9 protein-coding genes are annotated in these 12,353 nt (G+C 72.7%); 7 read left to right on the forward strand and 2 right to left on the reverse strand.

From position 1 onward, the window contains the following. Window positions 1-203: 203 nt before the first annotated feature. The gene (locus tag MBA17_RS00155; RefSeq protein ID WP_238494120.1) at window positions 204-2,441 is read left to right on the forward strand and encodes an MMPL family transporter; all 2,238 of its coding nucleotides are present in this window, start codon (window positions 204-206) and stop codon (window positions 2,439-2,441) included. 10 nt (window positions 2,442-2,451) lie between these two features. Here MBA17_RS00155 and MBA17_RS00160 read toward each other — a convergent pair whose 3' ends face one another. Then, window positions 2,452-3,555 carry an alcohol dehydrogenase catalytic domain-containing protein gene (locus MBA17_RS00160; protein ID WP_238494121.1) on the reverse strand — a complete coding sequence of 368 codons (1,104 nt, stop codon included), beginning with the start codon at window positions 3,553-3,555 and terminating at the stop codon, window positions 2,452-2,454. Window positions 3,556-3,700: 145 nt separating this feature from the next. On the opposite strand from MBA17_RS00160, the gene MBA17_RS00165 reads away from it, so the two are divergent. From MBA17_RS00165 to MBA17_RS00175, 3 genes are read left to right on the forward strand one after another with little or no spacing between them, the layout of a single operon-like run. Further along, window positions 3,701-4,936: an ABC transporter substrate-binding protein gene (locus MBA17_RS00165; RefSeq protein ID WP_238494122.1), complete on the forward strand. Its 1,236-nt coding sequence runs from the start codon at window positions 3,701-3,703 to the stop codon at window positions 4,934-4,936. A gap of 4 nt (window positions 4,937-4,940) precedes the next feature. Then, complete coding sequence (locus MBA17_RS00170) at window positions 4,941-7,676, forward strand: ABC transporter permease subunit (RefSeq protein WP_238494123.1); 2,736 nt, start codon at window positions 4,941-4,943, stop codon at window positions 7,674-7,676. Between the two features lie 3 nt (window positions 7,677-7,679). Beyond that, window positions 7,680-8,420, forward strand: a complete 741-nt coding sequence (locus MBA17_RS00175) for an ABC transporter ATP-binding protein (protein WP_238494124.1) — start codon at window positions 7,680-7,682, stop codon at window positions 8,418-8,420. On the opposite strand, the gene MBA17_RS00180 is transcribed toward MBA17_RS00175, so the two are convergent. Then, entirely contained in the window at window positions 8,408-9,025 is a 618-nt protein-coding gene (locus tag MBA17_RS00180; protein WP_238494125.1) for a VOC family protein, read from the reverse strand. The genes MBA17_RS00175 and MBA17_RS00180 overlap by 13 nt on opposite strands. Window positions 9,026-9,101: 76 nt before the next feature. Here MBA17_RS00180 and MBA17_RS00185 point away from each other — a divergent pair, with 76 nt between their 5' ends. The 3 genes from MBA17_RS00185 to MBA17_RS00195 all read left to right on the forward strand — a co-directional run bounded on the left by MBA17_RS00185 (window position 9,102) and on the right by MBA17_RS00195 (window position 12,352). Next, window positions 9,102-10,247, forward strand: coding sequence for an acyl-CoA dehydrogenase family protein (locus MBA17_RS00185; RefSeq protein WP_238494126.1), 1,146 nt, complete (start codon window positions 9,102-9,104; stop codon window positions 10,245-10,247). Window positions 10,248-10,296: 49 nt separating this feature from the next. Continuing rightward, the gene (locus MBA17_RS00190; RefSeq protein ID WP_238494127.1) at window positions 10,297-11,286 is read left to right on the forward strand and encodes an acyl-CoA dehydrogenase family protein; all 990 of its coding nucleotides are present in this window, start codon (window positions 10,297-10,299) and stop codon (window positions 11,284-11,286) included. A 244-nt stretch (window positions 11,287-11,530) separates the two neighbouring features. Further along, on the forward strand, window positions 11,531-12,352 hold the full coding sequence (locus MBA17_RS00195) for a TIGR03619 family F420-dependent LLM class oxidoreductase (protein ID WP_238494128.1): 822 nt from the start codon (window positions 11,531-11,533) through the stop codon (window positions 12,350-12,352). Window position 12,353 lies beyond the last annotated feature (1 nt).

A 12,353-nucleotide genomic window follows, 5' to 3' on the forward strand; every position in this document is an offset into this window, starting at 1 on the left:
GCCCTGTTGTGCGGGTGGGCGCCGGCGAGTCACGTTGATCGTGTCAGTCGTCTCGGCCTGGTCGTGAGGGTGGGTGCCGGGCGGATCTTCTTGATCGTGTGGTGATCGTCTCATTTCCTGATGAAATACGACCTGCCGGATATATCACCCTTACCCTTTGGTTGCGTTCTGCACGGCGGAACGGAACGAGCGTGGGGGCCGCGGTGACGGGATTGCTTGGACGGCTGGGCAGTTGGTGCGCACGCCACGGGAAGACCGTGCTGGCGCTCTGGGTGATCGCCGCGGCGGCGCTGACGGCGGGCCCGATGATCTTCGGGCGGCCGGTGAGCAACAACGTGGAGATCCCCGGCACGGACGCCCAGCGCGCGCACGACCTGATGCGCGAGGGCTTCGGCCCGGGGTACGGCGCGGGCGGCACCGTCCAGCTCGTGCTCTACGCCGAGGACGGTTACCTGACGACGCCCTCCCGGATGCGGGCCGTGGAACGGGCCATGGACCAGGTCGCCGCCGTGCCGCACGTCAAGGAGGTGCAGACCCCCTACCGGATCGGCGGAATGGCGGCGAACCGGCAGATCGCCTACATCACGGTGAAGCTGGAGGGGCACGATCCATCCAAGATCGCAGAGGTCTCCCGGCAGTTGTCGGCGGCGGCGGAACCGGCCAGGAGGCTCGCCATCGAGGTGGTGCCCGCCGACTCCACGACCCCCGCCGACAAGGAGATCAAGACCGGCCCGAGTGAGATCATCGGGGTGGCGTGCGCCCTGCTCGTCCTGCTGCTCGCCTTCGGCACGGTGGTCGCCGCGCTGATCCCGATCTTCGCCGCGCTGATCAGCATCGCGGTGGGGCTGGGCGTGATCGGCATGCTCGGGCACGTCGTGGACGTGCCCTCGCAAGCCTCGATCATGGCCACGATGATCGGCCTCGGGGTCGGCATCGACTACGCGCTCTTCCTGCTCTCGCGGCACCGCAAGCTGCTCGCGGACGGGGTGCCCGTGCTGGTGTCGGTACGCGGGACCGTGGCGAGTTCGGGCGGCGCGGTGGTCTTCGCGGGCGGCACGGTCATCATCGCGCTCACCGCGCTCATGTTCGGCGGGTTCCCGCTGCTCCAAACGCTCGGCTGGATCACCGGCATCTCCGTGGTGTGCGCGGTGCTCACCTCGATCACCCTGGTGCCCGCCCTGCTGGGACTGCTCGGCCACCGGATCAACGCGCTGCGTGTGCCCTTCGCCGGGCCCCGCCGCTCGGGCGCGCACGCGAACTCCGGCTGGGCCGGGCTCGGCACCTGGGTGGCGGCGCGCCCCTGGCGGGTGCTCACCCTCACCGTCGTCGTGCTCGCCGCCCTGGCCGCGCCCGCCCTCGCCCTCCAACTCGGCCCGCTCGACGACGGGTACAGCGACCGCGAGTCCACCCAGCGGCGCTCGTACGAGCTCATGGCGGCGGGCTTCGGGCCGGGGATCAACGGGCCGCTGGTCGTGATGGCCGAACTCGACCGCGCGGTGGCCGACACCGAGCCCGCCGACCCGGTCGTGCAGCTGCTGGAACAGCGGGTCGCCCACATCGACGGGGTGGCACACGTCGCTCCGGGCGAGCTGAACACCGCGGGCGACACCGTGATGCTGCGCGCGGTCCCCGACTACGCCCCGAGCGACCCGCGCGCGTCCGACGTGGTGCGCGCGGTCCGGGCGATCGAGATGCCCGGCGTGGACGTGCACGTCGGCGGTGAGGTCGCCGGGCTGACCGACGCCGGTGACCGGATCGCCGAGCGCACCCCGCTGGTCATCGGCGTGGTCGTGCTGCTCAGCGCGCTGCTCCTGCTGCTCGCCTTCCGCGCCCCGCTGGTGGCGATCAAGGCCGCGCTGATGAACCTGGTCTCGCTGGGGGCCGCGTTCGGCGCGCTGGCCCTCGTCTTCTCCCTCGGCCTCGGCAGCCGGCTCGTCGGCATGGACCCGCCACCCGGCCTGGACTCCTCCTACGTCGGCCTGTTCTTCTTCCCGGTGCCGATCGACGGCTACGTCCCGCTGATGCTCTTCGCCGTCCTCTTCGGCCTGTCCATGGACTACGAGGTGTTCCTGCTGACCTCGGTACGGCAGGCGTATCTCAGGCACGGTGACAACCGGCGGGCGGTCGCCGAGGGGCTGGGCTCGACCGGCCGGGTGATCACATCCGCGGCCCTGATCATGGTCGCCGTCTTCGTCGCCTTCATCGCCTACCCCGATCCCCTGGTCAAGGTCTTCGGCGTCGGGCTCGCGGTCGCCATCGCGGTGGACGCCACGATCATCCGCGGCTTCCTGGTGCCCGCCACCATGGTCCTCCTCGGCAGGCTCAACTGGTGGTGCCCGCGCTGGCTCGACCGGATCCTGCCGCCCCTGTCGATCGCCGCGCACGCCGAGGACGATCCCGTCGAGGAGAAGCGGGAGCTGGTCACGGCCGCGACCCGATGAGCGGTCGCGGTCAGTCGAAGGTGATGACGGTGCGGGCCACGGAGCCTTCCCTGGTGTGCCGGATGGCGTCGTTGACGGCGTCGAGGGGGAGGCGTTCGCTGATCAGGCCGTCGAGGTCGAGCCGGCCGAGGAGGTACTGGCCGGCCAGCATGGGGAGGTCGCGGGCGGGGGAGGCGTCGCCGCCCTGGGTGCCCATGAGCCGGCGGGAGGCGAACAGGAGGCCGGGTTCGATGGTCAGCGGGTCGCCGGGGGGCGGGCTGCCGACCATCACGGTGGTGCCGCCCGGCTGGGTGGCGGCGAAGGCGCGGCCGAGAACCTCCGCCACGCCGGTGGCGTCGAAGGCGTAGTCGACGCCACCCCTGACGATCTCGCCGACCTGGGTGGCGAGGTCTCCGGCGACGATGGCGTGGGTGGCTCCGAACCGGGTGGCCAGCGCCAGTTTCCGCTCGTTGACGTCGGCGGCCACGATGGTGGTGGCTCCGGCCAGCACGGCTCCCTGCACGACGTTGAGCCCCACGCCGCCGCAGCCGACGACGAGCACGCTGGAGCCGGGCCGTACCCGGGCCACGTTGAGCACCGCGCCGACGCCCGTGATGACGCCGCAGGCCAGCAGACACATGCTGGCCTGCGACGGGCCTTTGTCGATCTTGACGCACATCGGCTCGTTGACCACGGCGTACTCCGCGAACGAGCCGATCCCGATCATCGTGCGGGCGCCCTCGCCGTCCACCCGGACGCGGGTGGTGCCGTCGCGCATGGTGCCGGAGACGGCCGCCATCCGTTCGGGCGCCGAGCACAGGTGGAACCGGCCGCCGACGCAGTTGCGGCACCGCCCGCACGGCCCGTTCATCGCGATGATCACGTGGTCGCCCGGCCGTACCCGGGTGACGTCCTCGCCGACGCTCTCCACCACTCCCGCACTCTCGTGCCCGAGGATGTACGGCGGGCGGCGCACGATCGGGCTCTTGCCGTCGAGCGCCTTGATGTCGGACCCGCACACCCCGGACGCCGCGATCCTGACCCGCACCTCGCCGGGTCCCGGGTCGGCGATCTCCACCTCGCGCACCTCCAAGGGGCTCTTGAAGGCGGTGAGTACGGCGGCGCGCATCAGCATCGGCCTGCTCCGTTCGTCAGGAGTGACGCTAGCGACGCCCGGCGTCAGTAGCAAGCAGTTGCTTGGTCGTCCGTTGACACCTCCGAAACCCGAACCTACGCTGACCGCACCAAGCGAGCGCTAGGCCAAGGCTCCAGGGAGTGACATGAGACGACTCATCTGCCTGGCCGCGGCGGTGGCGCTCGCCACCACCGGCTGCGCGGCCGAGCGGGCGGCGGGCGGCGGGGACGCGGTGGCCGGCGTGACCGCGACGACGATCAAGATCGCCGGCATTCTGACCAAGACCAGCGCCAGCGGCTACTCCACCAAGGACGCCGAGATCGGCGCCCGGGCCAGGTTCGAGCGGGCCAACGCCACGGGCGGCGTCAACGGGCGGACGATCGAGTTCGCCGGCGCCGAGGACGACAACCAGGACGCCGCCAAGGGAGACGCGGCGGCGAAGAAGCTGGTCCAGCGGGACAAGGTGTTCGCCCTGGTCCCGGTGCACGCGCCCAACTTCGGCGGGGCCGTCTTCCTGGAGCGGACCCGGGTGCCGTGGTTCGGCTGGGCGACCGGCCCGCAGTGGTGCGGCACCACGACCGGGTTCGGCTACAACGGTTGCCTCGCCCCCGCCCCCGGCGCCGGTTCGCAGACGTGGTGGGGCCATCAGATGGCCGCGCTGCTCGGCGGCGCGCGGGGCCGGACCGTCTACGTCCAGACCAGTGACTCCAGCGGCAGCAAGTACGGCGGCAAGACCATCTCCCAGTCCTTCCAGGCCGCGGGCTTCGAGGTGGTCGGGCTCAACTCCGGCCTGCCCGGAGCGGCGCCCCCGCCCGACTGGCTCCCGTACGTCAACAAGATCATGACCTCGAATGGCGGCAAGCCTCCGGACGTGCTGGTCTCGATCATCGCGGGCACCAAGTTCAACACCGGGCTCTACTCCGCGCTGAAGAAGGCGGGCTACCGGGGCGTGCTCACCGACGCCACCAGCTACGACGCGGCCATCCTGCGGGATCCGGCGACCGCGCAGGCGCTCGAAGGCGTCATCGCCGCGCCGATGTTCGAGCCCTTCGAGTCGGACGCCCCGGAGATCGCCCAGCTCAGAGCCGATGTGGAGAAGACCGCCCCCGGCACCACGCTCACCCAGCACCTCGCGATCGGCTACTGGGCCGCCGACATCTTCCTGAAGATCCTCCAGCAGACGGGCAAGGACGTGACCAGGGAGAAGTTCCTCGCCATCGCCAACGGCGGGTTCAGCTACGCCAATCCCGGCTTCGGCCGGATCACCTACCCGAAGGACCACACCGAGCCGAACGGTTGCGGTGCCCTGGTGAAGCTGGAGGGCGGCGTGTTCAAGGTGGCCAGGAACATGAAGTGCTTCGACAACGTCCCCCTGAAGTGACGGCATGACCGAGCTCTTCGGCTATCTGCTCAGCGGCCTGGTCACCGGGGCCGTCTTCGCGGTCATGGCCTCGGGGCTGACCCTCTCGTACTCGGCGACCGGCGTGTTCAACTTCGCGCACGGCGCCATCGGGTTCCTCGGTGCGCTCGTCTTCTTCGAGTTGAACGTCGGTGTCGGCTGGCCCGCCTGGGCGGCGGGGGCGGTGGCCGTCGCGGTCTTCTCGCCCGCGCTCGGCTATGTCCTGCACCGGGCGATGTTCCGGGGGCTGGCCCGGGCGGGGGAGACGGCGCAGATCGTCGGCACCATCGGGCTCACGATCGCGCTGCCCGCCCTCGGGCTGTTGCTCGTCGACCTGGTCGCGGAACCGCTCGGCCTGCCGCGCGCCGACGCCACCTCGCTGCCGCACGGCCTGGGCCCCTACCCGGCGGAGACGTTCACCTTCGGCGGCATCCGGCTGGACTCCGACCAGCTCATCACCTTCGCCTTCGCGGCGCTGGCCGCGGCCGGGCTGTGGGCGTTCATGCGGCTCACGCCGTACGGCCTGCGGATGCGGGCCTCGGTGGACCGGCGGCGGCTGGCGACGCTGCGCGGCATCGACGCGGACGCCTGCTCGGCCGTGGCCTGGGTGCTCAGTTCGACGCTCGCCGGGCTCGCCGGGGTGCTGGCGGTCGCCACGCTCGGCCTGGACTCGACGGCCTTCACCGTGCTGCTGTTCGTCTCGGCCACGGCGGCGGTCTTCGGGCGGCTCCGGTCGATCCCGTGGACCTTCGCCGCCGGGCTCGCCCTGGGGGTGGTGCAGAACCTGGTGGCGGGCTACGCCGACTTCGCCGAGGACATCACCGGGCTGCGTACGGCGGTGCCGGTGATCCTGCTGTTCGCCGGGCTCGTCCTGCTGAACCGGTCGAAGGAGCGGGTCGCGGGGTCGGTCGCGGAGGACTCGCCGCCGCCCGACCACCTGGCCGGGCTGCCCTCGTGGCGGCGGCGCCTGCCCTGGGCCCTCGCCCTGGCCGTCCTGCTGCTGTGGACCCTGACCCGGCCGGCCGACGACTTCTACGTGGGCGTGGTGGCCCAGGGGCTGGTGCTGGCACTGATCTTCTGCTCGTTCGTGGTGGTCACGGGCATCGGCGGGATGGTCAACCTGGCCCAGGCGTCCTTCGCCGCGATGGCGGCGCTGACCTGCGGCTGGGCCTTCTCCTCAGGATGGCCGTTCGCGCTGGCGATCGGGCTCGGGGTGCTCGGCGCGACGGCGGTGGGGGTGCTGGTCGCGCTGCCCGCGCTGCGTCTGGGCAGGCGTGTTCTGACGCTGGCCACGCTGGCCCTGGCGCTGCTGGCCGATCAGGTGCTGTTCCAGGTGGACGCGTTCAGCAACGGCACGATCGGCTGGCCGCTGCCCGCGATCGGCTTCGGGTTCGCCGACACCACCGATCCCCGGGTGCGCGTGGTCCTGCTGCTGGCGCTGATCGGGCTGGTCGGCCTGCTGGTGCGGAACCTGGAGAGATCGGCGTCGGGGAGGGCGATCCTCGCGGTCCGCTCGGCCCCCGCCGCGGCGACCACGTCGGGCATCTCGGCTCCGCGCACCAAGATCATGCTGTTCGCGCTCGCCTCGGCCACAGCAGGGCTCGGCGGCGTGCTGTACGCGACCTCCAAGGGCTCGGTCACCGCCACCGACCTGCCGGCGTTCGCCGGATTCGTCTGGTTGGCCGTGGTGGTCCTGCAGGGAGTACGGCGGATCGGCGGCGCGGTGCTCGGCGGGCTGATCGCCGCGATCTTTCCCGAGCTGCTGGCGGGCTGGGACGTCTCGGCGCACGTCGGAGCCATCCTGTTCGGCACCGGAGGCATGATCCTGGCCCGGCATCCCGATGGGGTGCTCGCCCAGCTGGCCGAGTTGCGTCACCGCCGCCGTCTCCGCCGCGCACGCGTGGTGGTCGGCGGCACACGCCCGGAGCCGCGGACCACCGCGCCCGCGCGGGACGGCGGCCAGGGGCTCCGGGACGCCGCGCTCGCGGGGAGCCCGGTCGCGGGGAACGGCGGGCCGGAGATCCGGGACGTCGCGCCCGCACGGGGCCTGTTCCGGCTGGAGGGCGTGGTCGCGGGATACGGCGAGGTGGCGGTCCTGCGCGGAGTGGACCTGGTGGTACGGCCGGGCGAGGTCGTCGCCCTGCTCGGCGTCAACGGCGCGGGCAAGTCCACCACCTGCGCCGTCGCGGCAGGGGACGTGCCGGTGACCGCCGGCGGAGTATTCCTCGACGGGACCGACCTGACCACCTGGCCCGCCCACCGCCGAGCCCGCGCCGGGGTGCTGCTCGCTCCGGAGGGCAGGGGCGTCTTCCCCGGCCTCACCGTGGAGGAGAACCTGCGCACCTGGCTGGCCGACCCCGACCCCGTCTACCAGCGGCTGCCGCAGCTCGCCAGGCGGCGCGGGCTCGCGGCGGGCGTGCTGTCCGGTGGCGAGCAGCAACTCCTCACACTGGCCCCCGCGCTGATCCGGCCGCCCCTGGTGCTGATCGCCGACGAGCCCTCGCTCGGGCTCGCGCCGCTCGTCGCCGAGCAGATCTTCGAGGTCTTCGCCGAGCTGCGGGAGCGGGGCGTCGCCCTGCTGCTGGTGGAGGAGAAGGCCACCTCGGTGCTGGAACTGGCCGACACCGTGGCGTTCATGCGTCTCGGCCGGGTCACCTGGACCGGGCCGCGCGCGGACGTCGACGCGGAGCGGCTCACCGCGGCCTATCTGGGGGTGTCCTGAGTCATGCTGGCGGTCGAGGACGTGTCGGTGTCCTTCGGCGGGGTCCGGGCTCTCGCGGGGGTCACCTTCGAGGTGCCCGGCGGCCAGGTCTGCGGGGTGATCGGGCCGAACGGGGCGGGCAAGACGACGCTCTTCGACGTGATCTCCGGCCTCCGCGGGCCGGGCGGCGGCCGGGTGCGGGTGGCGGGCAGGGACGTGACGGGAATGCCTGCCGTACGGCGGGCCAGGCAGGGCGTCCGCCGTACGTTTCAGCGCACGCAGGTCTTCGGGCGGCTGACCGTGGCCGACAACGTGCTGGCGGCGATGGAGTGGCGGGGCGGCGGCGGTGGGCTGCCCGCCGACCTGGCCGGTTGGCCGGGGCGCGCGGTCAGGGAGCGCGCCAGGCGGGAGCGGGTGGCGGAGGTGCTCGGGCTGTGCGGGCTGGAGGACTCGCGCGACTCCTACGCCGCCGCGCTCCCGGTGGGCCGCAGGCGGCTGGTGGAGCTGGCCCGAGCGCTGGCCGACCGGCCGTCCCTGCTCCTGCTCGACGAGCCGACCTCCGGCCTGGACGCCGGCCAGACGGCCAGGCTGAAGGAGATCATCGCCTCCCTCGACACCACCGTGCTGCTCGTGGAGCACGACATGGGCTTCGTGATGGAGACGTGTGACCGTCTCCTGGTGCTCGACCTGGGCAGGGTGATCGCCTCGGGCGCCCCGGCCGAGATTCGCGGCGACCCGGTGGTGCGGGCCGCCTACCTCGGCTGAGTCCCGTCCAGCTCGATGCCCTCGCGCCGCAGGTCCTCGATGATCCCGTCGACCAGCTTCGTGCTCACCGTGTGACCGAGCACGCCGTTCTCGCGCAGCTCGCGCACGGCGGGCACCGGGTCGGCGTCGCCGAACAGCCGCTCGTCACCGTAGTCGACGGGCCTGCCGGTCGGGTCGAGCGGCCACCAGGACGCCTCCAGCGCGATCCCGTTCGGGTCGCTGAAGTAGATCGAGCGCATGGTGCCGTGGTCGATGACGTCGGTGACCTCGCAGTCGTGCGCCTTGAGCCGGTCGCGGAGCCGTAGCAGGGCGTCCTCGTCGGGCAGGTGCAGCGACAGGTGGTCGAACTGGGCCGCCTTCGCGTACGGCACGCCGGCCGGCTTGGCGAAGCTGTCGAGCTCCTGGTCGGTGTACTCGAAGAAGGCGACGGTGTGTCCCGGGCCCACCTCGAAGAAGTAGTGCCGGAACGCGGGGATGCCCAGTGTGGCGACCAGGCGCGCGTCGAGTACGCCGTGCCAGAAGCGCACGGTCGACTCCATGTCATCGGTTACCAGCGCAAGGTGGTGCACGCCTCGCCAGTGCACCGTGTCCTGGGTTGCAGCCATATCCATGACAGTACGCCTTTCAACTATCACGGGCGACCCCTGTTCTCGATTGCCAAGCGTGCGCTAGGTTGGCGAGGTGGATCTCGACTTCACGGCGGCGGAGCAGGAGTTCAGGGCCGAGGTGCGCGAGTGGCTGGCCGGGAACGTGCCACGCGAACGGCTGCCCTCCATGGACACCCGCGCCGGGTTCGAGGCGCACCGGGAATGGGAACGGCAACTCGCCCACGCCCGCCTGTCGGCCGTCTCCTGGCCCCGGGAGTACGGCGGGCGGGCGGCGAGCCTGATCGAATGGCTCGTCTTCGAGGAGGAGTACTGGGCCGCGGGGGCGCCGGGACGAGTGACCCAGAACGGCATCCTCCTGCTGGCCCCCACCCTCTTCTCGTACGGCAGCGCCGCGCAGCGCGACCGGTTCCTGCCCGGAATGGCCAGGGCCGACCACATCTGGGCACAGGCATGGTCGGAACCCGAGGCGGGCAGCGACCTGGCCGCCCTGACCGCACGGGCCGAACCCGCCGGCGGCGGCTGGCGGCTGCACGGCCACAAGACGTGGAGCTCCCGCGCTTCCCACGCCGACTGGGGCTTCGGCCTGTTCCGCACCGGCCCGCCGGGCGAGAGACATCGCGGCCTGACCTACTTCCTGTTCCCGCTCGCCGAGGTCGAGGTGCGTCCCATCACGCAGCTCAACGGCGCCCCCGGCTTCGCCGAACTGCGCTTCGACGGCGTCTTCGTCCCCGGTGACCAGGTCCTGGGCGAACCCGGCCAGGGCTGGCGGATCGCGATGGCCACCGCCTCCTCCGAACGCGGCCTCACCCTCCGCAGCCCCGGAAGGTTCCTGGCCACCGCCGACCGGCTCCTCCGCCTGGCCCGCGCGAACGACGCCGACCCCGTCCTGGCCGACGAGGTCGCCAGGGCCTGGCTCGACGCGGAGGCGTACCGGCTGCACACCTACGCCACCGCCCGCAGGATCGCCGCCGGCCAGGAGATTGGCTCGGCCGCCAGCATGGGCAAGGTCTTCTGGTCCGAGCTGGACGTCCGGATGCACCACCTCGCCCTCCGGCTCCTCGGCGAACGCGGCCCCCTGTCGGCCGCCGCCCCCGACGCCGAGGACGACGGGCGCTGGCTCGACGGCTTCCTGTTCTCCCTGGCGGGCCCCATCTACGCGGGCACCAACGAGATCCAGCGCACGATCATCGCCGAACGCGTCCTGGGGCTGCCCCGATGACCCGTCGCCGGTGCCCGGTCGCGTCGGGACCCGTCGCAGGGCTGCCGCGATGAACTTCGCCTTCTCCGATGACCAGCTCGCCCTCGCGTCCACCGTGCGTGACGTGCTGCGCGACCACTGCCCGCCGTCCGCCGTACGCACCGGCAGGGACCGGCGTCCCGCATGGGCGGAGCTCGCCGGGATCGGCCTCTTCGGGCTGCTGGTGCCCGAGGAGTACGGCGGGCTCGGGCTGGGCCTCGCCGACGCCGTGCTCGCCCTGGAGGAGACCGGCCGGGCCGCGTTGCCCGGCCCGGTCGCCGAGACCGTGGCCGCCGCGCCCGCGCTCCTCGCCGGGGAGGACGACCTGCTGACCGCACTGGCCGCCGGCCGGACCGCGGTGAGCGTGCGGATCGGCGACCAGGTCTACGTGCCCGACGCCGACCTCGCCGACCTGCTCGTCCTCACCGACGGCGGCCGGCCGTACGCCGTGCCCGCGGCCGGCGCGCTGCTCACCCTCCAGGCGGGCGTCGACCCCGTGCGGCGGCTCTACGCGGTCGCCTTCGAACCGCGCGCGGGCAGGCCGGTGGGCGGCGATCCGCTCGCGGCGCTCCGGCGGGTCACCGTCGCGGTGGCCGCCCAGCTGGTCGGCGCCGCTCGCCACCTGCTGGCCACGTCCGTCGGCCACGCGGGCACCCGCAGGCAGTTCGGCGCGCCCGTCGGCTCCTTCCAGGCGGTCAAGCACCAACTCGCCGACGTGGCCATCGCCATCGAGTTCGCCGCCCCGCTCGTCTACCGTGCCGCCCTGTCCGTCGACGCGGATCTCCCCACCGCCGCCCGGGACGTCAGCGCCGCCAAGGCCGCCGCGGGCGAGGCCGCCGAACGCGCCGCCCGTACGGCCCTGCAGGTGCACGGCGCCATCGGGTACACCGCGGAACTCGACCTGCGCCTCTGGCTCGCCCGCGTCTGGTCCCTCTCCGCCGCCTACGGAGGCACCGCCGTGCACCGCTCCCACCTCCGTGAAGCCCTCCTCGCCTCCCCGGCCCCACGAAGATGGCCATGACCCACCCCCTGCCCCTCCCGAGCCGGCGCCTCCCGCGGGGACCTCACCTCCCCGGCCGTCCCCCTGCCCGCGCTGTCCGTGCTGTCCGTGCTGTCCGTGCTGTCCGTGCTGTCCGCGCTGCGCGCGCTGGGCTCGCCGGTCATCGCTTCGCGGGTCCCTTCGTTCACGGTGTTCCAGTCCGCAGCCTTGTCCGCCGTGGCCCGGTGGGCGGTGCGGCCCGGCCCGGCTCGCGAAGGAGGACGAGATGAAACTCGGGGTGCCGCTCGGGCTGTTGCATCCGGCGGTGTGGCGGGATGTGGCGGTCGCCGCGGACGAACTGGGATATGAGTCGCTGTGGATGCCCGAGCACCTGGTGTTCGCCACCGACCTGTCGCTCGCCGTCTATCCCGGCGGCGACGCTCCGGCCATCTCGCCCGCCACCCCGCTGTTCGACGCTCCGGCCTTCCTGTGCTGGCTCGCGGGACTGACCTCGCGGGTCAAGCTGGGCACGGCGGTGCACCTGTTCGCACTGCGGCACCCCTTCGTCTCCGCCAGGGCCTTCGCCACGCTGGACGCCGTCTCCGGCGGTCGTGCCGTCTGCGGCGTGGGGGCGGGCTGGTACGAAGGCGAGTGGGTGGCCGCCGGACTGGACTTCGCGACCCGTGGCCCCCGGCTCGACGAGGCACTCCAGGTGGCCAGACGACTCTGGACCGAACCGGCCGTGGCCCACGAGGGCAGGTTCTACCGGTTCCCCGAGGTCGCCTTCGAACCCAAGCCCGTCCAGCCGCACCTGCCGATCCTGGCCGGCGGCGAGTCCGCCGCGGCCCTGCGCCGCGCCGCCACCCTCTGCGACGGCTGGATCAGCATGCCCCACACCCTCGACACGATCCGATCCCCGCTCGACCGGCTCGCCGCCCTGCGGGACGACCGTCCCTTCTCCGTCACCGTGCACGCCTACGATCTCTCCGGCCCCGGTGAGATCGACCGGTGGGCCGCCCTGGGCGTCGACCGCCTGATCGTCCGCCCCTGGAGGAACAGCCGCGAAGCCGTCCCCCGCCTGACCGCCTTCGCCCGCGCGGTCCTCTGAC

Origin of the sequence: Dolomitihabitans soli (assembly GCF_022213955.1) — a bacterium.
GTDB classification, from domain to species: Bacteria; Actinomycetota; Actinomycetes; order Streptosporangiales; family Streptosporangiaceae; genus Streptosporangium_A; species Streptosporangium_A soli.

Coding starts and splice junctions, on each gene's coding strand:
- MBA17_RS00160 (WP_238494121.1), bottom strand. CDS start 3,555: ATGCTGATGCGCGCCGCCGTACTCACCGCCTTCAAGAGCCCCTTGGAG.
- MBA17_RS00165 (WP_238494122.1), top strand. CDS start 3,701: ATGAGACGACTCATCTGCCTGGCCGCGGCGGTGGCGCTCGCCACCACC.
- MBA17_RS00170 (WP_238494123.1), top strand. CDS start 4,941: ATGACCGAGCTCTTCGGCTATCTGCTCAGCGGCCTGGTCACCGGGGCC.
- MBA17_RS00175 (WP_238494124.1), top strand. CDS start 7,680: ATGCTGGCGGTCGAGGACGTGTCGGTGTCCTTCGGCGGGGTCCGGGCT.
- MBA17_RS00180 (WP_238494125.1), bottom strand. CDS start 9,025: ATGGCTGCAACCCAGGACACGGTGCACTGGCGAGGCGTGCACCACCTT.
- MBA17_RS00190 (WP_238494127.1), top strand. CDS start 10,297: ATGAACTTCGCCTTCTCCGATGACCAGCTCGCCCTCGCGTCCACCGTG.
- MBA17_RS00195 (WP_238494128.1), top strand. CDS start 11,531: ATGAAACTCGGGGTGCCGCTCGGGCTGTTGCATCCGGCGGTGTGGCGG.